At 72.8% G+C, this 25,149-nt stretch carries 24 protein-coding genes; 4 read left to right on the top strand and 20 right to left on the bottom strand.

Annotation, left to right across the window (positions count from 1 at the left end; all coding sequences use genetic code 11):
• Positions 1-9: 9 nt before the first annotated feature.
• From ACLJWH_RS13940 to ACLJWH_RS13910, 7 genes are all read right to left on the bottom strand, one after another.
• Positions 10-771, bottom strand: coding sequence for a PIG-L deacetylase family protein (locus ACLJWH_RS13940; RefSeq protein WP_411141973.1), 762 nt, complete (start codon positions 769-771; stop codon positions 10-12).
• Positions 768-1,877, bottom strand: a complete 1,110-nt coding sequence (locus ACLJWH_RS13935) for a pyridoxal phosphate-dependent aminotransferase (RefSeq protein ID WP_411141972.1) — start codon at positions 1,875-1,877, stop codon at positions 768-770. Before ACLJWH_RS13935 ends, ACLJWH_RS13940 begins: the two co-directional genes overlap by 4 nt.
• The gene (gene dapF, locus ACLJWH_RS13930) at positions 1,874-2,827 is read right to left on the bottom strand and encodes a diaminopimelate epimerase (RefSeq protein ID WP_411141971.1); all 954 of its coding nucleotides are present in this window, start codon (positions 2,825-2,827) and stop codon (positions 1,874-1,876) included. Before dapF ends, ACLJWH_RS13935 begins: the two co-directional genes overlap by 4 nt.
• A gap of 10 nt (positions 2,828-2,837) precedes the next feature.
• The gene (locus ACLJWH_RS13925) at positions 2,838-3,908 is read right to left on the bottom strand and encodes an iron-containing redox enzyme family protein (protein ID WP_411141970.1); all 1,071 of its coding nucleotides are present in this window, start codon (positions 3,906-3,908) and stop codon (positions 2,838-2,840) included.
• 56 nt (positions 3,909-3,964) lie between these two features.
• Positions 3,965-4,657 (bottom strand): 2OG-Fe dioxygenase family protein, encoded by a 693-nt coding sequence (locus ACLJWH_RS13920; protein ID WP_411141969.1) that lies wholly within the window; start codon positions 4,655-4,657, stop codon positions 3,965-3,967.
• Between the two features lie 116 nt (positions 4,658-4,773).
• Positions 4,774-5,034, bottom strand: coding sequence for a hypothetical protein (locus ACLJWH_RS13915; protein ID WP_411141968.1), 261 nt, complete (start codon positions 5,032-5,034; stop codon positions 4,774-4,776).
• 862 nt (positions 5,035-5,896) lie between these two features.
• Positions 5,897-6,583: an ABC transporter ATP-binding protein gene (locus ACLJWH_RS13910; protein ID WP_411142210.1), complete on the bottom strand. Its 687-nt coding sequence runs from the start codon at positions 6,581-6,583 to the stop codon at positions 5,897-5,899.
• 550 nt (positions 6,584-7,133) lie between these two features.
• Here ACLJWH_RS13910 and ACLJWH_RS13905 point away from each other — a divergent pair.
• On the top strand, positions 7,134-7,949 hold the full coding sequence (locus ACLJWH_RS13905; protein ID WP_411141967.1) for an SAM-dependent methyltransferase: 816 nt from the start codon (positions 7,134-7,136) through the stop codon (positions 7,947-7,949).
• A 132-nt stretch (positions 7,950-8,081) separates the two neighbouring features.
• Here the strand turns inward: ACLJWH_RS13905 and ACLJWH_RS13900 are convergent, their stop codons facing one another.
• On the bottom strand, positions 8,082-8,990 hold the full coding sequence (locus ACLJWH_RS13900) for a helix-turn-helix domain-containing protein (RefSeq protein WP_411141966.1): 909 nt from the start codon (positions 8,988-8,990) through the stop codon (positions 8,082-8,084).
• Between the two features lie 91 nt (positions 8,991-9,081).
• Positions 9,082-9,324: a DUF397 domain-containing protein gene (locus tag ACLJWH_RS13895; protein ID WP_411141965.1), complete on the bottom strand. Its 243-nt coding sequence runs from the start codon at positions 9,322-9,324 to the stop codon at positions 9,082-9,084.
• A gap of 198 nt (positions 9,325-9,522) precedes the next feature.
• Between ACLJWH_RS13895 and ACLJWH_RS13890 the strand changes: the two genes are divergently transcribed.
• On the top strand, positions 9,523-10,032 hold the full coding sequence (locus ACLJWH_RS13890) for an ATP-binding protein (protein WP_411141964.1): 510 nt from the start codon (positions 9,523-9,525) through the stop codon (positions 10,030-10,032).
• Between the two features lie 121 nt (positions 10,033-10,153).
• Here the strand turns inward: ACLJWH_RS13890 and ACLJWH_RS13885 are convergent, their stop codons facing one another.
• The 8 genes from ACLJWH_RS13885 to ACLJWH_RS13850 all read right to left on the bottom strand — a co-directional run bounded on the left by ACLJWH_RS13885 (position 10,154) and on the right by ACLJWH_RS13850 (position 20,297).
• A complete protein-coding gene (locus ACLJWH_RS13885) occupies positions 10,154-11,215 on the bottom strand; it encodes a DNA-binding protein (protein WP_411141963.1) in 1,062 nt (353 codons plus the stop codon).
• Between the two features lie 302 nt (positions 11,216-11,517).
• Positions 11,518-12,537: a methylmalonyl Co-A mutase-associated GTPase MeaB gene (gene meaB / locus ACLJWH_RS13880; protein WP_411141962.1), complete on the bottom strand. Its 1,020-nt coding sequence runs from the start codon at positions 12,535-12,537 to the stop codon at positions 11,518-11,520.
• A 13-nt stretch (positions 12,538-12,550) separates the two neighbouring features.
• Positions 12,551-14,776: a methylmalonyl-CoA mutase gene (gene scpA, locus ACLJWH_RS13875; protein WP_411141961.1), complete on the bottom strand. Its 2,226-nt coding sequence runs from the start codon at positions 14,774-14,776 to the stop codon at positions 12,551-12,553.
• Positions 14,776-16,668: a methylmalonyl-CoA mutase family protein gene (locus tag ACLJWH_RS13870; protein WP_411141960.1), complete on the bottom strand. Its 1,893-nt coding sequence runs from the start codon at positions 16,666-16,668 to the stop codon at positions 14,776-14,778. The genes scpA and ACLJWH_RS13870 overlap by 1 nt, the downstream gene beginning before the upstream one ends.
• 186 nt (positions 16,669-16,854) lie before the next feature.
• A complete protein-coding gene (locus tag ACLJWH_RS13865) occupies positions 16,855-17,256 on the bottom strand; it encodes a DUF1992 domain-containing protein (RefSeq protein WP_411141959.1) in 402 nt (133 codons plus the stop codon).
• A 100-nt stretch (positions 17,257-17,356) separates the two neighbouring features.
• Entirely contained in the window at positions 17,357-17,932 is a 576-nt protein-coding gene (locus tag ACLJWH_RS13860) for a hypothetical protein (protein WP_411141958.1), read from the bottom strand.
• Complete coding sequence (locus tag ACLJWH_RS13855; protein ID WP_411141957.1) at positions 17,929-19,593, bottom strand: ATP-binding protein; 1,665 nt, start codon at positions 19,591-19,593, stop codon at positions 17,929-17,931. The genes ACLJWH_RS13860 and ACLJWH_RS13855 overlap by 4 nt, the downstream gene beginning before the upstream one ends.
• Positions 19,590-20,297: a response regulator gene (locus ACLJWH_RS13850; protein WP_411141956.1), complete on the bottom strand. Its 708-nt coding sequence runs from the start codon at positions 20,295-20,297 to the stop codon at positions 19,590-19,592. The genes ACLJWH_RS13855 and ACLJWH_RS13850 overlap by 4 nt, the downstream gene beginning before the upstream one ends.
• 153 nt (positions 20,298-20,450) lie before the next feature.
• On the opposite strand from ACLJWH_RS13850, the gene ACLJWH_RS13845 reads away from it, so the two are divergent.
• On the top strand, positions 20,451-21,227 hold the full coding sequence (locus ACLJWH_RS13845) for a polysaccharide deacetylase family protein (RefSeq protein WP_411141955.1): 777 nt from the start codon (positions 20,451-20,453) through the stop codon (positions 21,225-21,227).
• A gap of 80 nt (positions 21,228-21,307) precedes the next feature.
• Here the strand turns inward: ACLJWH_RS13845 and ACLJWH_RS13840 are convergent, their stop codons facing one another.
• The 3 genes from ACLJWH_RS13840 to ACLJWH_RS13830 all read right to left on the bottom strand — a co-directional run bounded on the left by ACLJWH_RS13840 (position 21,308) and on the right by ACLJWH_RS13830 (position 24,219).
• Complete coding sequence (locus ACLJWH_RS13840; RefSeq protein ID WP_411141954.1) at positions 21,308-21,721, bottom strand: SsgA family sporulation/cell division regulator; 414 nt, start codon at positions 21,719-21,721, stop codon at positions 21,308-21,310.
• Between the two features lie 345 nt (positions 21,722-22,066).
• Positions 22,067-23,704, bottom strand: a complete 1,638-nt coding sequence (locus ACLJWH_RS13835) for a PH domain-containing protein (RefSeq protein WP_411141953.1) — start codon at positions 23,702-23,704, stop codon at positions 22,067-22,069.
• A complete protein-coding gene (locus ACLJWH_RS13830) occupies positions 23,701-24,219 on the bottom strand; it encodes a PH domain-containing protein (RefSeq protein ID WP_411141952.1) in 519 nt (172 codons plus the stop codon). The genes ACLJWH_RS13835 and ACLJWH_RS13830 overlap by 4 nt, the downstream gene beginning before the upstream one ends.
• Before the next feature lie 144 nt (positions 24,220-24,363).
• Between ACLJWH_RS13830 and ACLJWH_RS13825 the strand changes: the two genes are divergently transcribed.
• Positions 24,364-25,014, top strand: coding sequence for a TetR/AcrR family transcriptional regulator (locus ACLJWH_RS13825; RefSeq protein ID WP_411141951.1), 651 nt, complete (start codon positions 24,364-24,366; stop codon positions 25,012-25,014).
• Positions 25,015-25,149: the final 135 nt, after the last annotated feature.

The raw sequence follows: 25,149 nt of genomic DNA, 5'->3' as shown, positions 1-25,149 counted from the left end.
GGACGGTGCTCAGCGGTAGTGGGTGACACCGTCCCTGACGCGGTAGGCGTCGCGCTCGAAGAGCTGGAACGCGACCGCGTCGTGGCCGTGGAACAGCGCGCCCGCGGCAGCCATGTTGCGCCGCAGGAACCCCCGCGCGTAGCTCTCCGCGTCCTCGTCGGTGAGCGCTGCCAGATAACTCCGGTGCTCCAGCACCGCCTCGACGGCGCGGTCCTCGGCGCCCCCGACCTCCACCGCGTGCGTGGGGTACGGCGAGCCGGCGACGCCCGTCCACCGCACGCCCTCCCACGGTTCGAGGCCGTCCTCGGCGAAGACATAGCGGTTGCCGGCGTCGACGACGGCGTCCAGCGCCGCCCGGCCGACGACACGGTGGTCCGAGGTGTTCCAGTTGACGCCGCGCCAGTGCTCGTGATGGTTGACCGTGAGCACCATGTCCGGCCGGTGGCGGCGGATGGCGGCGGCGAACTCCCGCCGCAGCGCCAGGGAGTCCGTGATCAGCCCGTCCGGGTGGGACAGGAACTCCACCGAGGTCACTCCGGCGACCGCCGAGCTCGCGCGCTGCTCCCGCTCCCGCAGCGGTCCGGCCGTCTCCGGGGCGCAGCCGTCGATGCCCGCCTCGCCGCGGCTGGCCAGGACGTAGGCGATCTCCTTGCCGCTGCCGGTCCAGGTGATCACCGCCGGTCCCATGGCGTACTCGATGTCGTCGGGGTGTGCCACCAGCGCCAGCGCGCGCGACCAGGCGGTGGGCATCTCCGTCAGCCGTGCCGTCATTGTTGTTCCCTGCTCTCGGCGTGGGCGCCGCTCCGGGCGGCGGTGGGGTGGTCGTCCAGAACGGCGTCGATCCGGCGCAGGCCCTCCGCCAGGACGTCCGGCTCCCGGGCGAAGGTGAGGCGGATGCCGCGCTCGGTGCCGAACACCTCGGCCGGCATCAGCAGCACGCGCTGCCGTCGCAGTACCTCGCGGCAGAAGTCCAGCGAGGACGGCAGCCCGGGGGTGTGCAGCCAGACGTACGGGGTGCCCTCCGGCTGCCACATCCGCAGCGTGCCGCGGTGCCGGTCGGCCCACGGCGCCAGCACCTCCAGACCGTCGGCGATCAGCTTCCGGTAGCGCCGGACGTGCTCCTCGCGGCGCTCCAGGATCCCGGTGGCCAGCCGTTCCAGGACCACCGAGTTGGTGACGGTGGTGAAGTGCTTGTACTCCATGGCCGCGGCCACGACCCCGGGCGGCCCGCACATCCAGCCGACGCGCAGCCCCGGGACCCCGTAGACCTTGGAGACGCTGGAGACGGAGACGGCGTGTTCGTACGCCCCGATCCAGGAGTCGGCGCCGAGGTCGGCGACGTACTCCTCGTCGAGGACGAGATGGCCGCCGTGCGGCCGCAGCGCCTCCACCAGGTCCTGGACACCGGCGGCGGTGACCTGCCGGCCGGTGGGATTGCAGGGCGAGTTGAGCACCACGACCCTGGTGCGCGGACCGATCCTGCGCAGTGCCGCGGCGATGTCCGGGCGGCCGTCGGCGGTGGTGCCGACGGCGTCCACCCGGCATCCGGCACGGGAGAGCACCGGCTCCGCCTGCTGCCAGCCGGGGGTGAAGACCACGGCGTGGTCGCCCGCGGACAGCAAGGTGCGGTAGAGGAGATAGAGGGCTTCCTGCCCGCCGTGGGTGATGCCGATATGGGACGGGTCCCGTCCGTAGAGGCCGGCGACGAGGTTGCGGAGCGGGGCGGTTCCCCGGTTGTTGCCGTAGTCGAGGAGGCAGTCGGCGGGCAGGGCGTGGTCGGCGAGGCGGCTGCCGCCCACATAGCTGTCGCCGAGGTCGATGTCGTAGCGGCCGTGGGCCTCGTCGAAGTACCACTCGCGCATGCTGATCGCGGTCATGAGGCCAGCCGCCGACGGAATGCCGGGGTCCACCGTCCGGCCACGACGGGCCGGGCGGGGCCGGTCAGGGTGACCTCGCCGGTGCCGGAGACGCCGACGGCGAGACTGCCGCCGGGCATCTCCACGGTGACCTCGGGGCCGGTCAGCCCGAGGGCGTGGGCGGCGACGGCCGCCGCGCAGGCGCTGCTGCCCGAGGCGAGCGTGTAGCCGGCGCCCCGCTCATAGCTCTCGATGCGGATGCGGTCGGCGGCGCGCACCTCCATCAACTGGACGTTGATGCGCCGGGGGAAGCGTTCGTGGCCGGCGAGGACGGGGCCCAGGCGCCGGGCGAGTTCCTCGGTCACCTCGGCGCCGTCCAGCGGGAGGACGCAGTGCGGGTTGCCGAGGAAGACACCGGTGGCCGTCCACTCCCGCGCCAGCGCGGGCAGGGTTTCGCGCAGCATCTCCCGGCGGGGGCCGGTGGCGCCGATCAGCTCGCTGTCCAGGGACGCCCGTCCCATGGAGACGCGTACGGGCGCGGTGCCGTCGGGGTCGTCGGTACGGCCGGCGCCGGGGGCGGCGGCCGGCGCGTGCGGGTCCGGCTCCAGCAGCTCCACGGTGACCGGCCCGGCCACCGTGCGGACGGTGAACTCCGGCTCCTCGGTCCAGCCGTGGTCGGACAGATAGCGGCCGAAGATGCGCAGACCGTTGCCGCTCTTCTCGCACTCGGTGCCGTCGGAGTTGAAGGTGCGCAGCCCGAATCCGTGCTCCGCGGGGAGGGGGCCGTAGAGGATTCCGTCGGCGCCGGGGCCGTAGTGGCGGTCGCAGATCAGCCGGATGTTCTCCGGTGTCGGCGCCACCTGGCCGGCGGCCGGGGCGATGACCAGGTAGTCGTTGCCCAGGGCCTCGTACTTCACGAAGTCGTGGCCGTCCGGCACGGCTCCGAGCGGGTGCGGCAGGGGTTCCGCCATGTCCGTCCCCTCAGGCTTCCGCGCCGACCGCGACGGGGGACCGGCCCCGCATGCGCCGCAGCAGTTCGTCGAGGTAGTCCTGTGAGGTGTTGAGCCTGATCAGCGCGCCCAGGGCGATGTCCCGGCCGATCAGGGCGTCGCCGCCGACCAGCGGTGCCACGACGTTCTTGAACCAGCCGGAGGCGTGCCCGGCGTCGATGCCGATGTGCAGATCGTGGTAGGTGATACCGACTTCGTGCAGGCCCAGCTCGCGCCAGGTGTCGACCACGCAGCGGAAGCGGCGGGGCGCCAGGTACTCCGTCACGCCGAAGTAGCCCACGGCCTTGTAGTAATGACGGCGGGCGAGTCCGAGGCAGGCGGAGAGGTTCCCGGAGACCCCGGCCTCCAGCATGAAGCTGTCCCGGATGAAGTCGCGGTCCGCGCCGATGGCCTCCAGGGCCTGGGAGAAGAGACGGGTGTGGACCAGCTCGGCATCGCCGTTGCCCATCTCGTCCCAGTAGTTGGCGGCGATCTCCATCTTCTCGCCGCCGGTCCGGCCCATCTGCATCGAGGCGAGGATGTCGTCGAAGCGCGGGTCGAGGTTGGTCTCCTGGGCCAGCAGCAGTCGCAGGTCCTCCGGGGTGCCCCGCTGTGCGATGTGCTCGTGGTAGAGCGGGTGCCATCCGGCGGGGTGTGCGTTGACGAGGTCCTTGAGCCAGCGGACGTACTCCGGACCGGACCGGGGGTAGCCCGTGACGGTCTCCTCGTCGATGCGGGAGAGCTCGTGGCCCAGCATGGCCTGTTCCAGGATCGCGGCCACATCCCGCAGCAGGGGCTGTCGTTCGTGGTCGACCTCGGCTATCTCCACGCCGGAGAAGTCCTGGTCGTAGATGAGGGCGAGGAGTTGGTGGACCTCGGCGAGCGCGGTGCGGTCGTTGCCGCCGTAGGCGCGCTCGGTGAGCGTCCGGCACGCGGCGGCCAGCCCACCGCGGAACGTGTAGTTCCCGGTCAGCCGGCCCCATTCGCCGGCGGTACAGGACTCCAGGGCGCGCACCGCGGCCAGCGGGCCTGCGGCGAGCCGGTTGTTCCAGTCTTCAGGCATGCGGAATCAGCGCAATCTTCTCGGGGCGGATGGTGGGGGAGGGCGAGGGGACGGCGTCAGCCGGCGTTCTCGGACAGGGCGGCGGAGTCGTGCTCGTCGCCGTACCACTTGTGCTGCCAGCGGGAGAAGGCGACGATCACGATGTCCCGGTGTCCGGGCCGGCCGTCGGCCGAGACCACGTCCGTCACATCGTGGGCGATGGCCTGGTCGTCGAGGAGTACGGCCTGGCCCGCCTGGAGCGTCCCGGTCCAGAAGGGCTCGTCCGCGCCGGGGTTCCACAGCCGGGTCTCGCCGCCGTCCACGTTCGCCCGGCGCAGCGCGGCGATCATGACGTACTCATGGCCGTCGTGATGCACGCCCTCGGGGGTCAGGGGCCCGGGGCGGCCGGCCTCGGCCCGCGTACGGTTCTGGTGCACATTGATCTGCCAGTCCTCGCCGTGGTCGAGGCCGAGGTCGGCGATTCCCCGGGAGATCAGGCCGGTGAAGTCGGCCTTGACGGGCTCGTAGACCCTGCGGATGCCGCCGGCGGCCTTGTTGAACTGCTTGTACGCCGTGTAGTCCCGGTGCGGCAGCAGCTCGAAGTTCCAGGCGTCGCCGTCGGTGGGGGACAGCCGGTACTGCGAGAACCTCTTGAAGCGGGTGCCGTTGCCCATGTAGTCGTCGACCGGAAGGTCGTCGTAGCTGTTCAGGATCTCCGCTGGTACGGCGGGCAGGTCGATGAGGGTGAATCCCTGGGTGCCGATCGGCATGGAGTGCTCCTTTGTGAGGAGGAAGGGAGTCCTTGTGGGTGAGCGCCGCCCGGTGGGTTCGTCGGGTCGGTGCTGCGCGGCGCGGAGGTGCGGGCGGCCGGATGGTGGCCGGGCCGTCAGCCGGCGGCGCGGGAACCCGCCGGGTGCGGTGCGCGGGCCCACGCCTGGAGGGGTCCGGGGGTGGCCGGAGAGTCCGGCAGCCGGTCGTGGTCCCGTTCCTGGCCGGTCAGTGTCGCCATGGTGACCGGGTGCGGCTCCGCGGACCGGGCCGCGCGGCTGCCCGCGCCGGAGTCCTCGCGGGCGACAGCGGAACGGGGGGCGACGCCGAGCGCCTGGCAGGCGGCGGGATTCAGACCGTCGCAGTCACCTACGATCATGCCGATCTCGGTGGGAGGCGGGAAAGCGGCTAAATGAGCCTGGGTGCTGCTGGCCAAAATTCCTCCAATTGGTGCCGGCCAGGGGCGGCGCTGCAATGGCGCTCGCGGCGGTGGGGCGGCCAGTGCGGGGCGTCATCACGTCACCCCATGGAGCAGTCAAGAATTCGGAACCGTAACCTCCGGATATCGTCCCCCGTGTAGCGATCCCCGGCGTGTTTGCCGCGAGACGCATACCTTTCCCTATGGCCGATTGCGAACGCTCACCGCGCCGTCTTCGGCCATGAAGTCCCCATGGACTCCAGGCGGTTGGTGCTACGAACTCAAATTAGAGTAACGGGTGTTGAAAAAAGAACCCCATGTGTCGTGCGTCACTCTTGATGGCTGACGCGGTCGAGCGGGATCGGCTGTGCTGTTCCGGCCAACGTGCGAAGCGGGAATCCCGCGGATTGCCGAAACCGGCGTTGTCCATGGGGACTTGTCTGCCCGAAAGGGCAATTGGCGTGGCGCTTTTGGGCAGCCCGGGGCTGATCGTTCACCGGGCGGGAGGTCGGCCGTGTGGAGTGGCACTTCGGCGAGGGCCAGGTGGATCGGCTATGCACCCGCATCTTCGAGGAGCTGGAATTCCGGGAGAGCTTCCCGGAACCCTTGCCGGTGTTCCTGCGTGAGACGCATTCGGGGTTTCCTGCGGGATTCGCCTTGGAGGGCGGGGGCTGGTTCGGTGTGGCGCGGCCCCTCGGCATGGGCACCGGCCTTTCCGCCCGCCGTCCCGCCGGTGGAAGAAGCGGTGGCACCCCGGGGCGGCCGACGGCTGCGCCACCACGGCACCATGGAGCGGCGGACGAGCACGCGCGGCGGCGTTCGTTCAGCCGTGGGTACGGGGCGCCGCTGCCAGTGTTCCCCGGGACATCGTGGCCAGCCGCGGCGCCCGCCGGGCGAGGACGTCGTCCTCGGTGACCACGATCCAGGTGAGCCGGCCCTGCTGCCACAGCCGTTCGAGCAGGTCGGCGAAGCCGTCGCGGGCGCCGGGGTCGTCCAGCCCGGCGGTCGGCTGGTCCGCCAGCAGCACCGTGGGCCGTTTCACCAGCGCCCGCGCCAGCGCCACGCGCCGCCGCATGGCCTCGTCCAGCTCCGTGGGAATCCGGTCGAGTCGACTGCCCGCGCCGACCTCGTCCAGGGCCTCACCGGCCAGTTCCCACCGGTCGGCGGGCCGCAGTCGCAGCGGTACGAGGGCGCTGGCCACGTTCTGCTGCGCGGTGAGGCCGGGCGCGAGATCGCCGCGGCGCGGGACCAGGCCGATCGACTCGGCGCGTATCCGGCTCAGCCGGGACTCGGTGAGCGTGGCCAGGTCCGTGCCGTCGAGTTCCACACTGCCGTGGGTGGGGCGCTCCAGACCGCCCAGGATGCGCAGCAAGGTCGACTTGCCCGAGTCCGCCGGGCCCCGCACGACCAGGGTGCCACCGTCCTCGACGTAGAGCCCGATGCCGTCCAGGGCCCGTACGAGCTCGCGGCCGCGTCGGTAGCACTTGGTGACGCCGGTCAGGTGGTACACGTGCATTCTCCTCTGGGCTCCGTCGGCCGGGGGCGCCGAGCGGCTGTGCGGTGAGGGCTCGTAGCGGCGCAATCCGGGCAGGGCGGGGCGGTGACGGGCCTGCCGAGGACGGTAGGGGCACGGTGTGACGAGGTGATAAGCACTGTGTGAGAGCTCGATGAGATTTCGTGGCGCGAGCGGCGGGGCCGGGCGCCGGGCCGCGGACGCCGGCGAGCCCCGTGGACCGGAGCCCGTGGCGTGGCGCGAGGGGCGTACGAGGTACCGGCGGCGGGGGAGCCGGGCGCCGCGGTCCGGTGGGCCGCGGCCGCGACGGCTGTGCGGGAGGGACCCCGGGTGGCCGGTTGCGGCCTCTTGATCGGCATCCCGGCGGATGCCCGTCCCCCGGCAGCGAACGGCAACTCGCCCCCACCCGCGCCCGGGAGTACGCCGCTCGCCTGCAACAACCGCCATCCGGTGGGTATGTTGGGGACTGCACCGAAGCGGTCGTCCGTCGTGGCACGGTCGTCGCGCCCGCAGGGCGGTGGATGTCAGAGCGACGGGAAAGTGTGGAATGAGCCAGGAAACACAGCCGCGGTCCGGTGTCGTCGATGTCAGCATCGCGAGTGTGGCGCGGATGTACGACTACTACCTGGGCGGCAAGGACAACTACGCCGTCGACCGTGAGGCATGCGAGGAGTTGAGCAAGGCCGCCCCGAGCACCCAGGTGCTGGCGATCAACAACCGGCGCTTTCTGCAACGGGCGGTGCGCCGGCTGGCCCGCGAACACGGCATCCGGCAGTTCATCGACCACGGATCAGGTCTGCCGACGCAGGACAACGTCCACCAGGTCGCGCAGCAGGTGGATCCGGGGTCCCGGGTGGTCTACGTCGACAACGACCCGATCGTGCTGGCGCACGGCCGCGCGCTGCTGGAGGAGAACGCCAACACGGCCGTCATCCAGGCCGATATGCGGGACACCGAGGGCATCTTCACCAGCCCCGAGGTCGAGCGGCTGATCGACTTCGACGAGCCGGTCGCCGCTCTCTTCGTCTCGGTGCTGCACTGCATCCCGGACTCCGACGACCCCGCGGCGCTGATCAGGCGGGTCGCCGACCGGCTGGTTCCGGGCAGCTTCCTGGTGGTGTGCCAGCTGGTCAGCGAGGACGCGGCGACCCGCGACTTCGTCACCGAGTTCATGCGGGTCAGCACGCACGGCCAGTGGGGCCGGGTGCGGCAGGAGCACGAGCTGGCTTCCTACCTGGACGGTCTGGAGATCCTGGAGCCCGGTCTGGTGGAGGTCTCCACCTGGATGCCGGACTCGGATCTGGGGCCCAAGCAACTCTCCATGGAATGGATCGAGTTCGGCGGTGTCGCCCGCAAGCCGTAGCACGCGGACACCGGCAGGGGTACCGCCCGCCGGAAGATGTGGAAGAGGGACGAGCCCTGGTGGCCCGTCCCTCTTCTCCGTCGTACCGGGAGTCTTTCCCGTCCGCTCGCCGCCGATACCGTCGGCGCCCCGTCAGCTCTCCTGCGCCAGCAGCCGTTCCAGCATCTCCAGGGACTCGCGCGGCGATTCCGCCTGCGCGCTCAGCCGGTCCATCACGGCGAGATAGTGATCCACGTCGTCGCGCTTGTCCAGATAGAGCGCGCTGGTCAGCTGCTCCAGATACACGATGTCGGGCAGATCCGGCTCCAGGAACCGTAGGATCGTGATCGGACCACCGGCCGCCGCGAGACCGCCGAGGCTGAACGGCGCGATCTGGAGCGTGACATTCGGCAGCTGTGAGACCGCCAGCAGATGACGGAGCTGCCCCGCCATCACCTGCGGTCCGCCGAGCGGGCGGCGCAGCGACGCCTCGTCCACCACCGCCCACAGCCGCGGTGCGTCGGGCGTGGTCAGCAGCGCCTGTCGCTGGAGGCGCAGCGCGACCCGGCGCTCGATCTCCTCCGCCGAGGCCCGCGGGTGGCCGAGCTGGGTGACGGCACGGGCGTAGTCCGCCGTCTGCAACAGGCCCGGGACGAACTGGACTTCGTACGTGCGGATGACGGAGGCGGCCTCTTCGAGACCGATATGCGTCTCGAACCAGCCGGGCAGCACATCGCCGTACTGATGCCACCAGCCGGGCGTGCCGGTCCGGCGGGCCAGGGCGAGGAAGTCGGCGCGGAACGCCTCGTCCGTGACGTGATAGAGCGTCAGCAGGTCCGAGATGTCCCGCTCCTTGCAGCTCACCCGGCCGAGTTCGAGGCGGCTGATCTTCGCGTGCGAGCCGCGGATGGCGTCCCCGGCGGCTTCGCGGGTGACGCCGGCCGCCTCGCGCAGCCGTCGCAGCTGTGTGCCGAGCACGATGCGGAGCACGGTCGGGCCGCCGCGTGGGTGCTCAAGATAGCGACGCAGAGACGGGTCGTGGCTCGGCTGCGCGGCGATCATGGTGACTCCCCTGGGTGGTCGGGTGAGCGCCCAGTGTCCCATCGCTACGAACGTACGTACAGCGATGGGGACTATCCAGCCGACATATGCCTCAGTCTCGGCCGACGAGGTCGTCGAAGTCGCCGTCCTTGGCGCCCTGGACGAAGGCCGCCATCTCGTCGCGGGTGTAGATCAGCGCCGGACCCGACGCATACCGGGAGTTGCGCACGGCCACCCCGCCGTCGGAAAGAACCGCCAGCTCAACGCAGTTGCCGCTGGGATTGCTGCGGCGGCTCTTGCGCCATACGGCGTGCTCGATGCTGGTCGCCCGTATGCCGTTGGTCACCGGCTCCATAACTGCTGCTCCTTGCTGGAGGACGTGCCTCCGACCGATCCCGAGCCTGCGATCACGTTGGCGTGAACAAGCCCCTGAACGACCGTCCTTGCCGATGTAATTGCAGATGCACTTGCAGCGGGAGGCGGCCACCCAGGATATTAGCCGTCCCGGGCAACCCGGCCCAGCCCCCGAAAAGCCTCATTCGCGGAGATCGTGATGACCACACATCCGGCCGAGACCGTGCACGACGCCCTTCGGGAAGGACGGTGTGACGACGCCTGGTGGATACCGGGTCCCAACGGCTTCGCCGCCTGCGCGCTCAGCCGCTCCGCGCGGACGGTCGCGGACGCCCGCCGCTTCACCCGGTCGACGCTCGAAGGCTGGCAGGTGTGCGCCGCCGTCGCCGATGACACCGCGCTCGTCGTCTCCGAACTCGTCAGCAACGCCCTGCGCCACGGCGCCCGCCGGGGCGCCGACGACGCGGCCACCGCCGTGCGGTCCGGCGCCGTCTGCCCGGCCTGGCTCGCCCTGACCCGCCGGGACGCCACCGTGCTCTGCGCGGTCTCGGACCCCGGCAGCAGCGCACCGGTCGTCAGGTCCTTCGACAAGCTCACCGAGTCCGGGCGGGGGCTGCACATCGTCGACCGGCTCAGCGAATCCTGGGGCTGGACACCGCCGGACGGCTCCGGCAAGACGGTCTGGGCCACGGTGTCGACGCGCGGCTGACGCGCCCGGCCGACGGATGACGCACGAGGACGTCCGGGGCGGCCCTGTGACGCACGAGAACGTCCGGGGCGGCCCTGCCGGGTCAGGCCGCACACGGCGGTCGTGCGCCGTGAGGTGCGCGTCAGGGCCGGGGCAGGTCGGCGGGCGCACCGGACCGGTGCCGCGTCGCGAGGGCGAGGGACGCCTCGACACGGGCGGCGGCCGCGTACGCGCCGAAGGCGATCAGCCGTACCAGATCGGCGTCACCGGCCGCCCGGTCCGGTGCGGTGGACCGCCAGAACTCGATGTCGGTGTCGCGCACCTGATCCGGTGCCAGCGCGCCGAGCAGCGCCAGCGCGGCGGCCGGCCGGTCCGCGCCGCGCAGCGCGGACAACGCCCCGTACAGCCAGGAGCGCGTCGCCGGCGGATGGCCGCCGTCCCAGTCGGTCACCACCGCCAGCACGGTCGTGCGCACCGGGTCGGTCAGCGCCGGGCTGTCCGCCGTCGCGGCGCGCCGCAGCGCGGCGAACCCCGCGCCGACCGGCGCCCCGTCGGCCCAGGACGGCTCGGGGCCGGTGCCGCCGCCGAGCAGCGCCAGGCTCTCCCCGGGACGCGGCGGGCGCCGTTCGCCGGCCGTCCCCGACTGCCCGCCGAGCGCCCACACCGCCGACCGGAGCCGCCCGGGGCCCGCCGGTGCGCGCTCGGTGAGCAGCGCGGCGGCGACACGGCTGACGAAGTGGGCGGCGAGCGCGGTGCCGAGGTATTCGGGGGCGTGGCCGGGCGGGAAGGGCGGGTCGGCCAGTTCGGGGGCGCCCGGGGTGCGGGTGGCCGCGCCCCAGGCCAGCAGCCGGGCGTGCGCGGCGTCCTCAGGGACGGCGCCGGTCCGGAGCGCCTCGGTGAGCCGGCGGCCGCCGGCGACGTGCGGCGCGGGCAGGTGCCCGGCCACCCGGAACGTGCCGGGGGCGGCCCGCACGACACCGGCCGCGACCAGCGCCTTGGCGTCACAGGGTGCGCTGCCCGCGAGCAGTGATTCGCGCACCGCCACCCAGGACGCCACCAGCAGCGCGGGCGTGGCCGACAGCACCGTGAACGCCGGTGCCCGCCGGATGCCCAGGTCGAGGGTCAACTGCCGGTACACGGCGGCGGTCTCACCGGTGGCCGCACTGGGGGCGGCGGGCGTGGTGTAGCGGTAGGGGCTCGGCACGGCGTGATCTCCACTCCTGGACGCTGCGGCCCTGGTCGGCCGCTGTCTCAGTTCGATCTTCGCGGCCGGCCCGGCGGGCGGCGTCGTACGCAGGGCTGCTGTTTCCCCTACTGCATCCGGACCACTGCCCGGCCCTGCCTACACCGAGGGGAGTAGGGCAGCTCCCCTGTCCCGGAAGGGGCCGGATCAGGGCCGGTGTGCGGCGGGACCGGACGCCCACCCGGCCGGGCACCGCCGGTACGGCCGCCCGGCCCCGGGGCGACCCGCCCGGCGCGTACGGCGCGGCCGTCCCACGGCCCGGACTACCGTCCGTCCGGCACGCCGCCCGGGGAGCCGTCCGGCAGCCCGAACGCCGTCAGGATCCGTTCGGCGGCCAGCGTCGCGGTGATCTCGCCCGCGCGGACCTCCCGCTCGACCCCGGGGCCCAGGCGGCGCACCTCTGGATGGTCCCGGAGGCGGTCCAGCAGCCGTTCGCGCACCATCGCCCAGGTCCAGTCCACCTGTTGGGTGCGGCGCCGCTCGGCCAGCGCGCCGGTGGACTCCAGCAGGGCGCGGTGCTGTTCGATCCGCTCCCACACCGTCTTGAGCCCGGTGCCCTCGCGGGCGCTGCACGTCAGCACCGGCGGGGTCCAGGCCGCGTCCGCGGGCTGCAACAGCCGTAGCGCACCGGCCAGTTCGCGGGCCGCCGAGCGGGCGTCCCGCTCGTGCGGACCGTCGGCCTTGTTGACCGAGACCAGGTCCGCCAGCTCCAGCACACCCTTCTTGATGCCCTGCAACTGGTCGCCGGTGCGCGCCAGCGTCAGCAGCAGGAAGGTGTCGACCATGTTCGCGACGGCGGTCTCGGACTGGCCGACGCCGACCGTCTCCACCAGGACGACGTCGTAGCCCGCGGCCTCCATCACCACGATGGACTCGCGGGTCGCCCGTGCCACCCCGCCGAGCGTGCCGGACGTGGGGGAGGGGCGGACGAACGCCGCCGGGTCGGTCGCCAGCCGCTCCATCCGGGTCTTGTCGCCCAGGATGCTGCCGCCCGTCCGGCTGGAGGACGGATCGACGGCCAGCACCGCCACCCGGTGCCCGGCACCGGTCAGCAGCGTGCCGAGCGCGTCGATGAAGGTGGACTTGCCGACGCCCGGCACCCCGCTGATCCCCACCCGGCGGGCCGCACCGGAGTACGGCAGCAGCGCGATCAGCAGCCGCTGGGCCGCCGCCCGGTGGTCGGCGCGGGTGGACTCCACCAGCGTGACGGCGCGGGCGATCCAGGCCCTGGAGCCGGCCCGGACCCCCTCGGCGTAGCGGTCGACATCGATCCTGACAGACATGACGGGCACCCGCTCACAGCTCGTGGCCGAGGACCGAGGCCAGGTCCCGCACCAGGTCGTGGGCGGCGTCGGGGATGACCGTGCCGGGCGGGAAGACGGCGGCGGCACCCATGTCGCGCAGCGTCTGCACGTCCGCCGGCGGGATCACCCCGCCCACCACGACCGTGATGTCCGCGCGCTCCTCCGCGGCCAGTGCCTCGCGCAGCGCCGGCACCAGCGTCAGATGACCGGCCGCCAGCGAGGACACTCCGACGATGTGCACATCGGCCTCCACCGCCTGCCGGGCCACCTCCGCCGGGGTCTGGAACAGCGGGCCGACATCCACGTCGAAACCCAGGTCGGCGAAGGCGGTGGCGATCACCTTCTGGCCGCGGTCGTGGCCGTCCTGGCCCATCTTGGCCACCAGGATGCGCGGCCGGCGCCCTTCGGCGCGCTCGAACTCGGCCACCAGCGCCCGGGTGCGCTCCACACCGGAGGAGGGGCCCGCTTCGTCTCGGTACACACCGGAGATCGTACGGATCTGACCGGAGTGCCGCCCGTACACCGACTCCAGGGCGTCCGAGATCTCGCCGACCGTCGCCATCGCGCGGGCCGCGTCCACGGCCAGCGCCAGCAGATTGCCCGCCAGGCCCGCACCCGGCGCGGACCCGGCCGCCGCCGCCAGCGCCCGCAGCGCGTCCTGGCACACGTCCTCGTCGCGCTCGGCGCGCAGCCGCCGCAGTTTCTCGATCTGCTGGGTGCGCACCGCGGAGTTGTCGACCTTGAGGACGTCGATCTCCTCGTCGCTCGCCACGCGGTACTTGTTCACGCCGATCAGGGCCTGCCGCCCCGAGTCGATCCGCGCCTGGGTACGCGCCGCGGCCTCCTCGACCCGCAGCTTCGGGATGCCCGCGTCGATGGCCTTGGCCATGCCGCCGGCCGCCTCGACCTCTTCGATGTGCTGCCAGGCCCGCCGCGCCAGATCGTGGGTGAGCCGTTCGACGTACGCGCTGCCGCCCCACGGGTCGATGACCCGGCAGGTGCCCGACTCCTGTTGCAGGAAGAGCTGGGTGTTACGGGCGATCCGGGCGGAGAAGTCGGTGGGCAGCGCCAGCGCCTCGTCCAGCGCGTTGGTGTGCAGCGACTGGGTGTGCCCCTGGGTCGCGGCCATCGCCTCCACACAGGTCCGGGTGACGTTGTTGAACACGTCCTGCGCGGTCAGCGACCAGCCCGAGGTCTGCGAATGGGTGCGCAGCGACAGGGACTTGGGGTTCTTCGGGTCGAAGCCCCGCACCAGCCGGGCCCACAGCAGCCGGGCCGCCCGCAGCTTGGCGATCTCCATGAAGAAGTTCATGCCGATCGCCCAGAAGAACGACAGCCGCGGCGCGAACGCGTCCACGTCCATGCCCGCCGCCAGACCCGCGCGCAGATACTCCACCCCGTCGGCCAGGGTGTACGCCAGCTCCAGGTCGGCCGTCGCGCCCGCCTCCTGGATGTGGTAGCCGGAGATCGAGATGGAGTTGTAGCGCGGCATCTTCTGCGCGGTGTACGCGAAGATGTCGGAGATGATCCGCATCGAGGGCTGCGGCGGATAGATATAGGTGTTGCGGACCATGAACTCCTTGAGGATGTCGTTCTGGATGGTCCCGGCCAGTTTCTCGGGCGGTACGCCCTGCTCCTCGGCGGCCACGATGTACAGCGCCAGCACCGGCAGCACCGCGCCGTTCATCGTCATCGACACGGTCATCCGGTCCAGCGGGATGCCCTCGAAGAGCTGGCGCATGTCGTAGATCGAGTCGATCGCGACGCCCGCCATGCCGACATCGCCGGTCACCCGCGGATGGTCGCTGTCGTACCCGCGGTGGGTGGGCAGGTCGAAGGCGACCGACAGCCCCTTCTGGCCGGCGGCGAGATTGCGCCGGTAGAAGGCGTTGGACTCCTCGGCGGTGGAGAAACCGGCGTACTGCCGGATCGTCCACGGCTGGTTGACGTACATCGTCGGATACGGGCCGCGCAGATACGGCGCGATGCCCGGGTAGGTGCCCAGGAAGTCCAGCCCGTCGAGGTCCGCCCCGGTGTAGAGCGGTTTGACGTCGATGCCCTCGGGTGTCTCCCAGGTCAGGTCCGCGACGCTCTTGCCGGTGGCCTGCTGTACCGCGTCCGCCCATCGCCCGGCCCCGCCGCCGGCCCCGCCCGCGTCCCCCAGCCCGACCGTGCTGAAGTCCGGGATGGCGCCCGCCCGTCGCGTCGTGTCGTCCATCACGCCACCTCCATGACGTCCAGGGCCGAGGTGAGGACCTCGACCGCATCGCAGCCCGCGAAGACGAAGGAGTCCACGCCGGCCTCTACGTAGTGCGCCCGGCGCTCGCCGGGCCGGCCCGCCAGATGGACCCGCAGCGCGCCCGCCGACTTCAGCGCGGCCGCCACGGCCGCCGCCTGCTCGGCGTAGACCGCGTCGCCCGAGCACAGGCACGCGACGCCCGCCCCGCTGCGGACGAACGCGTCGGCCACCGAACCGGCGTCCACCGACGCCGGTTCGTGGACCGCCTCGATACCGCCCGCCTGGAAGAGGTTGGCGGCGAACGCGACCCGCGCGGTGTGCACCGCCGCCGGCCCCAGCGCCGCGAGGAACACCTTCGGGCGGGACCCGGTCGCCGCCAGGTGCGCGTCGGACCGGGACCGCAGCCGTTCGTACGCATCGTCCCGGTGCACCCGCGGCAGTCCTCCGGACCCCCGGCCCGCCGGCACCGGGGCCGCCTCGCGCGCCACCGGCACCTCGCCGAGGTACGGGAATTCGCTGACGCCGGTGATCGGTTCGCGACGGTGGGCGAGATCGGCCGAGCGCCGCTGCCAGGTGGCCGCCAGCCGCTCGCCGATCAGCCCGGAGCGCAGCGCGGCGGCCTGGCCGCCCGCGCCCTCGATCTCCTGGAACCACGCCCACCCCGCGCGGGCCAGCTCCTCGGTGAGCCGCTCCACGTACCAGGAACCGCCCGCCGGGTCGATCACCTTCGACAGATGCGACTCCTCCAGCAGCACGGACTGGGTGTTCCGGGCGATCCGCCGGGCGAAGGCGTCCGACAGGCCCAGCGCGGCGTCGAACGGCAGCACCGTCACCGCGTACGCGCCGCCCACCCCGGCGGACAGCCCGGCGACCGTCGTCCGCAGCATGTTCACCCACGGATCGCGACGGGTCATCATCACCGAGGAGGTGACCGCGTGCTGGCGCTGGGCGGACGCGGCGGGTGACACACCGCACACCTCGGCGACCCGCGCCCACAGCCGGCGGGCCGCCCGCAGCTTGGCGATCGTCAGGAACTGGTCCGCGGTGGCGGCGTAGCGGAACTCCAGCTGCCGGCAGGCCGCGTCGACGTCCAGACCGGCCCCGGTCAGCTCCCGCAGATAGGCGACGCCGGTGGCCAGCGACGTCCCCAGCTCCTGGGCGGGCGAGCCACCCGCCTCGTGGTACGGCAGCGCGTCCACGGCCAGCGCCCGCATCCCGGGCGCCTCGTCCGCGCAGCGCAGCGCCAGCCGGACGGCCGCGGCCAGATGGGAGCGGAGCGCGTCGGCGTCGCCGGTGCGGGCGAGCAGGCCCAGCGGGTCGGCGCCGAGACCGCCGCCCGCGTCGCCGAGCGGAGCTTCGGACACGGCGTGGAGCCGCAGCAGTTCCTCGGCGGCCGGGACGAATTCCGCGCCGGCGTCCAGGACCACCGCGGCCAGGTCCAGATAGACGCCCGCAAGGGCCGTCGCCAGCCCCGACACCGGCAGTCCGCCGTCCCCGACGGTCAGCCAGAGCGAGGTGACACCGTTCTCCAGATCGGCGAGGACCGCCGCGTTGGCGCGCCGCGGATCGGTGTCCGTGTGGCGCTGACGTACGTCCCACCCGGAGACGGCGCCGCCCTGGGGGCGCCCGGCCCGGACGAACGGGGGAAAACCGGGATGGCCCAGGGCGGTTCCGCCGTCCTCGGCGGTGTACAGCGGGCGGACGCGGATCCCGTCCTGGAGATCGGTGGCGAGCGCGTCCTCGGCGGCGTCGCCGGACGCCTCGGTGACGCCCGACTTGCGCAGCACGCCTTCGACGAGGCGCTGCCACTGTGCTCGGTCCGCTTCCGGGAACGCGGCGGCCAGGGGGAGTTCGGGGGACTCGGCGGTCATGGCAGCAGGCTAGGGGAACGGGTACGAGCGGGAGCAGGGGCTCCCGCTGTGACCTTGCACTCTTCGGCCGCGGGTCCACCCGTCCGGTCGGCCGGGTGCTCGTCCGTCCCGCGCCCGTTCGTATCCGGGGCGGGGTGTGCGGTGCGGAAGGAGCCGGCCCGCTGTGTCCGGCCGGCCGGCCCGCCGCTAACGACCGTGCCGGGCCCGCCAGTCGCGGGCGACCTCGTCGATGTCGAAGGGGACGAGCGGGCGCGGCGGGCCCTCCAGCGGAACGCGGTGCGCCGCGCGGATCTTGTCGTTGACGGCCGTCAGGACGCGGCGCAGTGCGGCCTCCGAGGGAGCCGTGGACGCCGCCTCCAGCGCGTCCTCGGCCTCCTTGCACAGGGCGAGCGTCGGCGGGAGGTACGAGAGGTTCTCCCGGCTCATCTTCTCCTTGACCCACCACAGCTCGTCATACGGCTTGTCGAGACCGGCGAGCGGTTTGCCCGCGCCCGTCAGATGGGCGAAGTCACCCCGCTCCGTCGCCTCGCGGATCTGCTTGTCGATCCACGACTCGAAGCTGACACCGGGTGGTTTGCGCTCGGTCATCGTGTGGGTCTCCCGAGGTCTCAGGGCCGTCCGATCCTCTTCGTGCCAGGCGGGTGCCTCCCTCCACCGTAACGCGCCCCCGCCACGGGCCCCCGGCCGCCTACGGCGTGGGGGCCGACGACCCCGTCGGGCTGGGCTCGATGACCGGGAAGGCGTTGTTGCCGCCGCAGATCATGGGGCCGACGCGGGCCTGCGCGTCCACCAGGGTCACCAGGACCTGCCCCGGCGGTTTGTGGCCGGGAACCCGGGCGTTGGCCACGGTGCACACCAGCTGGCTCATCGCGGCGGAGTTCAGCGCCTTGATGCTCGGCAAGGTGATCTGGACCCGGCCTTCGGTCTCGGCGGCGACCAGCGGGCCGGAGAACTTCGGCAGGACGCTGGAGAGCCCGCGCATCCGCTCCGCGTGGTCCGGCCCCGCCAGCAGGAGGTCGAGCGCGCTCTGCGGGCCGGCCGGCGTCTTCGTCGGCCGGGTCGCCGAGCGGAGCCCCGACTGTCCGTAGAAGAACAGCTGGACATCGGAGACGGGCTGGCCCGGGGCCTTCACCCCGGAGGCGGGCACGCCCGCGTCGATGACATCGGTGGGCGCGATGCCGCAGCCGGCCAGCGCACCGGCCAGCAGGCCGCCCAGGGCGATCCGCCCGGCCCGCGCGGCGGTCGGGGCGTTGCGGGCGCTCATGCCTCGCTCTCCTTCCCGGCCGGGGGACGCATCGCATCCCGGCCGTCGTCGGTGGCCGCGGGGGCCGACAGGGCGGCGGCCGGGTGCTTGGCGTCGTACGTGGCCGCCCGCTCGACCGCGTCGGCCGTCGGGTACCCCGCCGCGGCCGCGGCGGGATCGTCCTCCGCCGGGTCGTCGGTGGCCACGTCCTGGGCCGTGGCGGTCCGCTCACCGTGGTGCAGCGGCAGATCGACGGTGAACACCGCGCCGCCCTCGGGGGAGTTGGCGGCGCGTACCGTGCCGCCGTGCAGCCGGACGTTCTCCAGCGCGATGGCCAGGCCCAGGCCGCTGCCCTCGGACCGGGCGCGGGCCGAGTCCGCCTTGAAGAAGCGGTCGAAGACGTGCGGCAGGACCTCGGGGTCGATGCCGGGGCCGCTGTCCGAGATCTCGATCAGCAGCCGCTCCGCACCCGGCTCGGGCGCGTGCAGCAGCACCCGGACCGGTTCGCCGCCGTGGTGCAGGGCGTTGCCCACCAGGTTCGCGACCACCACGTCCAGCCGGCGGGGGTCGAGCCGGGCCCGTACGTCCGGCGCCAGGTCCGCCGTCACCCGCTGCTGCCAGGCCCTGGCCTGAAGGGTCTTGCGGATGGTCTCGGCGACGTCCACCTCGTCCAGGTGCAGCGCCGCGGCCCCCGCGTCGAACCGGGAGACCTCCATCAGGTCCTCCACCATCCGGGCCAGCTTGCCGGTCTCCTGGCTGATCAGCCGGACCGCGGCGGCGGTGTCGGGGTCGAGGGACTCGGCATCCTCGTCGAGGACATCGGTGACCGCGGCCATCGCCGCCAGCGGCGTACGCAGCTCGTGCGAGACATCGGCCGCGAACCGCCGGGCGTTGGACTCCAGCCGGCGCAGCTCGGCCACGCTCTCCTCCAGCTTCGCGGCCATGTCGTTGAAGGTGCGGGACAGATCGGCCAGTTCGTCGGCGCCCTTCACCTCCAGCCGGGTGTCCAGCTTGCCCTCGGCGATCCGCCCGGCGGCCTGCCGCAGCCCCCGTACGGGCCGCAGCACACCGCGCGCGGCGAGCAGGGCCGGGATCACGGCCAGCGCGAGCACCGGCACGGCCCCGCCGCGTGCGGCGCTCACCAGCGCCTCGACATTGGCCTCCTCGGCCCGCAGCGGCAGCTGGGCGTAGACGGACAGCGGCGACGCCGCACCGCTCGACTCCCGGACCGGCATCCCGATCAGCAGCCAGGGATCGCCGCCGCGGTCCACCCGCTGGAAGACCGGCACATGGCGCTTCTCGACCGAGTCGAGGACGCCCGCGGGCATCACCACATCGCGGCGCAGACCGCCTTCGCTGCTCTCCGGCAGACCGTGGTAGGAGACGGAGACGTCCCAGTCCCGGGACTTCCCGGAGCGCTCCAGCTGCACCCGGAAGGAGTCCAGATCGGCCTGGGAGGGCGGCACCGCGAGCTCCGGCGCCAGCGAATTGACCTGCGCCCGCAGATCGTTGACGGCGGCGTCCTGGGAACGCTGGAGGATGGCGTTACGGGCCTCGCGGTAGGTCAGCCCCGCGGTGGTCAGCGCGCTCACGGCGGCGACCAGCAGGAAGGCGACGACCAGCCGGGCCCGCAGCCCGCCCAGCTGCGAGCGGGTCGGTACGAGGCGGGCCAGGCGCCTCACAGTGGTCCGAAGCGGTAGCCGAAGCCGCGCACGGTCTGGACGTAACGGGGGCTGCGCGGGGTGTCCTCTATCTTCGTCCGCAGCCGCATCACACAGGCGTCGACCAGCCGCGCATCGCCGTGGTAGCTGTGCTCCCAGACGTGTTCGAGCAGTTGCTGGCGGCTGAAGACCTGCCCCGGAGTGGCGGACAGGAACAGCAGCAGCTTCATCTCCGACGGCGCCAGCGGCAGGTCCTTGCGGGCCTTGGTGACGACCAGACCGGCCCGGTCGATGGCCAGCTCGCCGTAGGTCTCGACCGGGGACGGACCCGGTTCGGTGACGGCCGGCGCACCGTCGGCGGGCAGCGCGGTACGGCGCAGCACGGCGCGGATCCGGGCCTCCAGGACCTCGCCGCGGGCGGGCTTGATGATGTAGTCGTCGGCGCCGGCCTCCAGGCCGAGGACCACGTCCAGGTCGTCACCGCGGGCGGTGAGCATGATGATCGGCAGCTGGCGTTCGGCGCGGATCAGCCGGCAGACCTGGAAACCGTCCTTGCCGGGCAGCATCAGGTCCAGCAGGACGATGTCGGGGCGGAAGGCCGGCAGGACGTCGAGGCCCTCCTCGCCGCTGGCCGCGGCCTCCACTTCGTGACCGCGCCGCCGGAGCGCGAGTGTCACTCCGTCCCGTACGGCGGCGTCATCTTCGATCAGAAGTACACGTGGCATGGGTTCAGTATCAATAAGTTTCATGATGGATCCGTAACAGGGGGAGCCTGCCCGGAATTCTGAGCATCTGTCGTGGTGCAGGGCGGCCGGCATACGCACGGGCCCGCTGTCATACGGTACGCACACGAGCACGGCACAAGGGACGGGGTTCACATGGCACGGCGCTTCGGCATCCAGGGCGGCATCATCGGAGCGGCGGCGGCAGCGGTGGTGTCGCTCGTGGTCGCGGGGGCGCTCGCCTTCACCCCGTCCGGCGACGGTTCCCAGGCCCGCGCCGACGCCCCGGAAACGGGGCAGCAGGCCGGCCGGACCCCCGCGGCCGCCAAGATCGACCCGTCCATCGTGCACGCCTCGGACCGGCCGGGCCGCAGCCTGAACATCACCATCGACGACGGCCCGGACCCGGTCTGGACCCCGAAGGTGCTCGCGGTGCTGAAGAAGTACGACGTCAAGGCGGTGTTCTGCATGATCGGCCCGCAGGCTCGGGCCCATCCGGAGCTGGTCAAGAAGGTCGTGGCCGCGGGCCACAAGCTCTGCGACCACACCATGGACCACAACACCGCCATGGACCACCGGTCGCAGAGCTACCAGTCGCAGCAGATCCTCGACGCCCGGAAGATGATCGAGGACGCGGCGGGTGGTGCGGAGGTGGAGTACTACCGCGCGCCCGGCGGCGCCTTCACCCCCTACAGCAGGCAGCTCGCCGCGGCACACGGTATGCGCCCGCTGGGCTGGAACGTCGACAGCAAGGACTTCGAGGGCGGCAGCGTCGCGACGATCGAGGCGACCGTACGCGGTGAGCTGCCGAACGGCCCGACCGTCCTCTTCCACGACGGCGGCGGCAACCGCGCCCGGACGGTGACGGCGCTGGACCAGCTGCTGCCGTGGATGCAGCAGCAGGGTTACGGCTTCGGCTTCCCGCAGCGCTGACCGTGCCGAACGGTGGGGGCGGTGGGGCGGGCGGACCGGGCGGTGCCGGCCGGGCGTCGGGCCCCGCCGCCGGTGCCGCCTCACGCCGCGCCGAACAGCTCCGCGAGACCGCGCTCGACGCCCAGATGCGCCGGCTCACGTCCCGCCGGCACCACCGCGTAGGAGCGCGTCAGGAACTGCCGGACGTCCGCGGTGTCCAGCTGGACCATGGCGATGCCCTCGTCCGCGTGGAACTCCATCACGGTGCGGTCCGGGCCGCACGGCCGTACCCGCACATCCCCCCGGCCGGCCGGGGAGGACAGTCCCTCGGCGAGCAGTTCCCGGGCGAACGCCCAGTCCACCGCGACGCCGTCCAGTGAGATCTCCGGCGGGAACGACATCCGGACCGCGAGCGGATCGGCGAGGTGATAGTGCAGCACCGCGGGCACCGCGTGCGGGCCGGGCGCCGTCGCGATGAGACGGACCTGGACGGCTTGATCGATGACTCGGTCCATCGCGGCGGCTCCCTCACGGTGTCGGGTCATGGGCATGGCGCATGGAGTAGGACGGCGCGCCCGTGCCCGCCGTGCATGCGACAGGTGTGTGATCTGCGTCATGTTGTGAATCCCGGGTGTGAATCGGGGTAGCGGGCAGGGCCCGGAAATGGATACGGAAGCACGGCCGTACCCGCGAATCCAGTGGGAATGCGCGATATATGCCGAAATCAGCTGCTTCTACGTCTTCCGTGCGACCGATGCCCGCGCGCCCGACCGCGCCACGCACCTGGCCCGCCGCCTCACTGAACTTCCGGAGTTCCCGGGGGAGTTGATGCCGCCCGCGGCCGGACCCGGCCGCCTCGCCTATCCGGTGGCTCCCCTCGCCCCCCTCCGCACCCGCTTCGCGTGCTTCGCGCCGGGTGCGCCGTACGCCGGAACCTCCTGCGGCGCCTCGTCCGGACGCAGCAGGAATTCCTCCAGGATTCCGGGGGCGGCCCTCGCGGCGAAGGCCGGGGCGTAGTCGGCGGCGATGTCCGGGATGCGGTAGCCGTCCTCGCCCGCCGCGACCGCCGCGGTGAGGGCGACGAGGCCGGCGCGGCGGGTGAACGGGGAGGTGGTGAACGTCCAGGCGATGACCGCCTCGCGCTGGAGGGCGAGGGTGTCGCGGCTGAAGGTGCCCGAGCGGACGACCAGATGGCGGTCGCGTACGCCGTGCCCCAGATTGCGGTACGCGTCGTGGGCCAGCCACCACACGGCCGGCGTCGTGAGGACGGCGTAGATCCAGGCGCAGTGCAGCAGCACGGGCGTGAACGCCACCCCGAGGCCCGCGAGGACGGCCGTGCCGGGCAGGACCGCGAAGAGCAGGCCGCGCGTCCGCCGCCGGCGCAGGGCGACCCGCGGATGCCGGGTCAGCGCGTCCGGTGCCTGACCGGTCCGCGGCGTCAGCTCCGGATCGGGGAAGGGGGACCGGAGGGCGCCGCCCGCCACCCGCAGCGCCTCCCGGCGGGGCGCGGGCGGCAGCAGCGCGCTGCGCCGCCGGTTCTCCTCGCGGTCGCCGAGCCCGCCCGCCACCGCGCGGACCGTCGCACCCCCGCCGGCCCGCAGCAGCAGCGGTTCGCGGAGCAGTACCCCGCGCAGCCGGGCCCGTTCGATGGTGACCGAGCGGGTGGTGAGCAGTCCGTGGCGCACCCGCAGCGTGCGCGCGTCGGCCCACTCCAGGGTGTAGTTCCACCAGCCCTCGACGTAGTGGACGAGGGCGCCGGCCGAGCCCAGGGCGACGATGGCGAGCAGCACCGCGGGGACGGTCAGCCACAGCATGCTCGATCCGAACTCCCGGAACGCCCGCTGGACGAAGCCCAGTTTCCACGGCTCGATGCCGATGCCGTCCAGCGCCCGGTAGCCGGCGCCCAGCACGAGGAACACCCCGCCGACGACCCAGAAGGTGAGCGGCGCGTACCGCAGCCAGCGCCAGTTGACGCGGGCCAGCACCGGGTTCTCGCCCGCCGCCTCGGTGTCGGCGTGCGCGAGCAGCGCGGTGCGCAGCCGGTCCGCCTCGGGTATCGCGAGCGCCTCCAGCGTCAGCTCGCTCCCGCCGTCCGCGGAACCCGCGGTACCGGCGCGCAGCACGGTGACGCCCAGCAGCCGGTGCAGCGGTGAGGCCGTCAGATCGACGGTGCGGATGCGGTGCAGCGGCACACTGCGCAGCCGCCGGGTCAGCAGCCCGCTCCGTACGTCGAGGGTGTCGTGGGTGACCCGGAAGTCCGTCCGGGCCCAGCGGATCAGGCCGAGCGCGGTGACGACGGCGAACGAGGCGGCGATGGCGGCCAGCGTGATGCGGGCCCCGGTGCCGATCCGGCCCCCGGTGGCCAGCGCGGTGAGCGCGAGCGAGCCGAGCGGCGCGGCCAGCCAGCCGCAGTGCACCAGCAGGGTGCGCGGATCCAGCCGGCGCCACGGCGGCGGTCCGCCGGGAGCGGGAGCGGGAGCGGGCTCGGGGGCGCTCATGCGGCATCACCCGGCACGTCCTGCGCGGCCTCGCCGATCCGGCGCGACAACTCCTCGGCATCGGCGTCGGACAATCCCGCGATCTTGATGTCGCCCGCGGTGGAGGCGGTGGTGACGGTCACCGTCGCCAGCCCGTAGCGCCGCTGGAGGGGGCCGCGCACGGTGTCCACCGTCTGCACCCGGGACAGCGGCGCGATCCGCCGCTGCTGCCAGAGCCAGCCGCCCGCCGCGTAGACCGCGCGCTCACCCAGCTCCCAGGCGTGGACGGTGTACCGCAGGCGCGGCATCACCAGGGGGTAGCCGAGGGCGGGCAGTACGAGCACGGCCAGCAGCAGCGGGCCCAGCCACGGCAGCGCGCCGGGGAAGAACAGCACACAGAGCACCGCCAGGGCCAGCGCGGTGAGCAGCAGCGGGCCGCTGAGCGTCAGCAGCGCCTGGCGGGTCCACCAGGCGCGGGCGCGGGGATCGACGCGATGGCGGGGCGGGCGCAGGAGTGGCGCGGGGTGCTCGGGCATCAGGGTCACCGGTTTCCAGGTCAATCGTATTGATTGCCGGTACGTTATAACGGTACAAGCGACTTGTAAAAGTGCGCCGGCCGGATGTCCGTACCCGGCCACCAGGCAGCGGAACCGGCCGCTGAGCGGAGGAAGGGGGCATCGGTGCCCAAGAAGGTGGACCACGAGGCCAGACGGCAGGAGATCTCCGGGGCGCTCTGGCGGATCGCGAGCACCCGGGGCCTGGACGGTGCGAGCCTGCGCGATGTCGCCGCCGAGGCCGGCATCTCGCTCGGCCGGCTCCAGCACTACTTCCGCACCAAGGACGAGATGCTCGCCTTCGCGCTGCGGCGGATCAACCAGCTGGCCGGTGACCGGATCCGCGCGAGCGTCGAGGCGGCCGGCGCCGAACCGTCCCCGCGCCTGGTGCTGCGCGCCTGCCTGACGGGGATGCTCCCGCTGGACGCGAAGAGCCGCGTCGGGGCGCTCGTCGGCGTCGCCTACTTCGCCCGCGCCGTGCACGACGAGCAGCTACGGGCCGAGGCCAGGGACGGCATCCCCGTACTGCGCGCCTTCTTCGCCGACCAGCTGCGGCTGGCCGCGGAACGGGGCGAACTGCCGCCGGAACGCGCCACCGAGGACACGGCGATGCTGCTGATCAGCCTGGTCGACGGGCTCTCCACCTACCTCCTGCTGGACGTACACGGCCCGCAGCAGGCGCTGGAACTGCTGGATCTGCATCTGGCGAACCTGTTCGACTCGCCCGCGGACGAGGAAAAAAAAGGGCGGCGCGCGATCAATGATCACCCGTCGTGACAATTCACCGTCGTGGCAGCTTCGCGGCTCAGAAACCGCCGGGGCGGGGCGCCGCTGTGCGGTGCTGCGGTGGCAGGGGAGGGGCAGGCCGGAGGTATCCGTACAGTACGGGCGCGCTGACCGAACGGTGCGGGC

Source organism: Streptomyces sp. x-80 (assembly GCF_046549095.1).
Lineage (GTDB): Bacteria > Actinomycetota > Actinomycetes > Streptomycetales > Streptomycetaceae > Streptomyces > Streptomyces celluloflavus.
The sequence above is the reverse complement of the archived record's forward strand: the minus strand, read 5'-3'. Positions and strand labels throughout refer to the sequence as shown.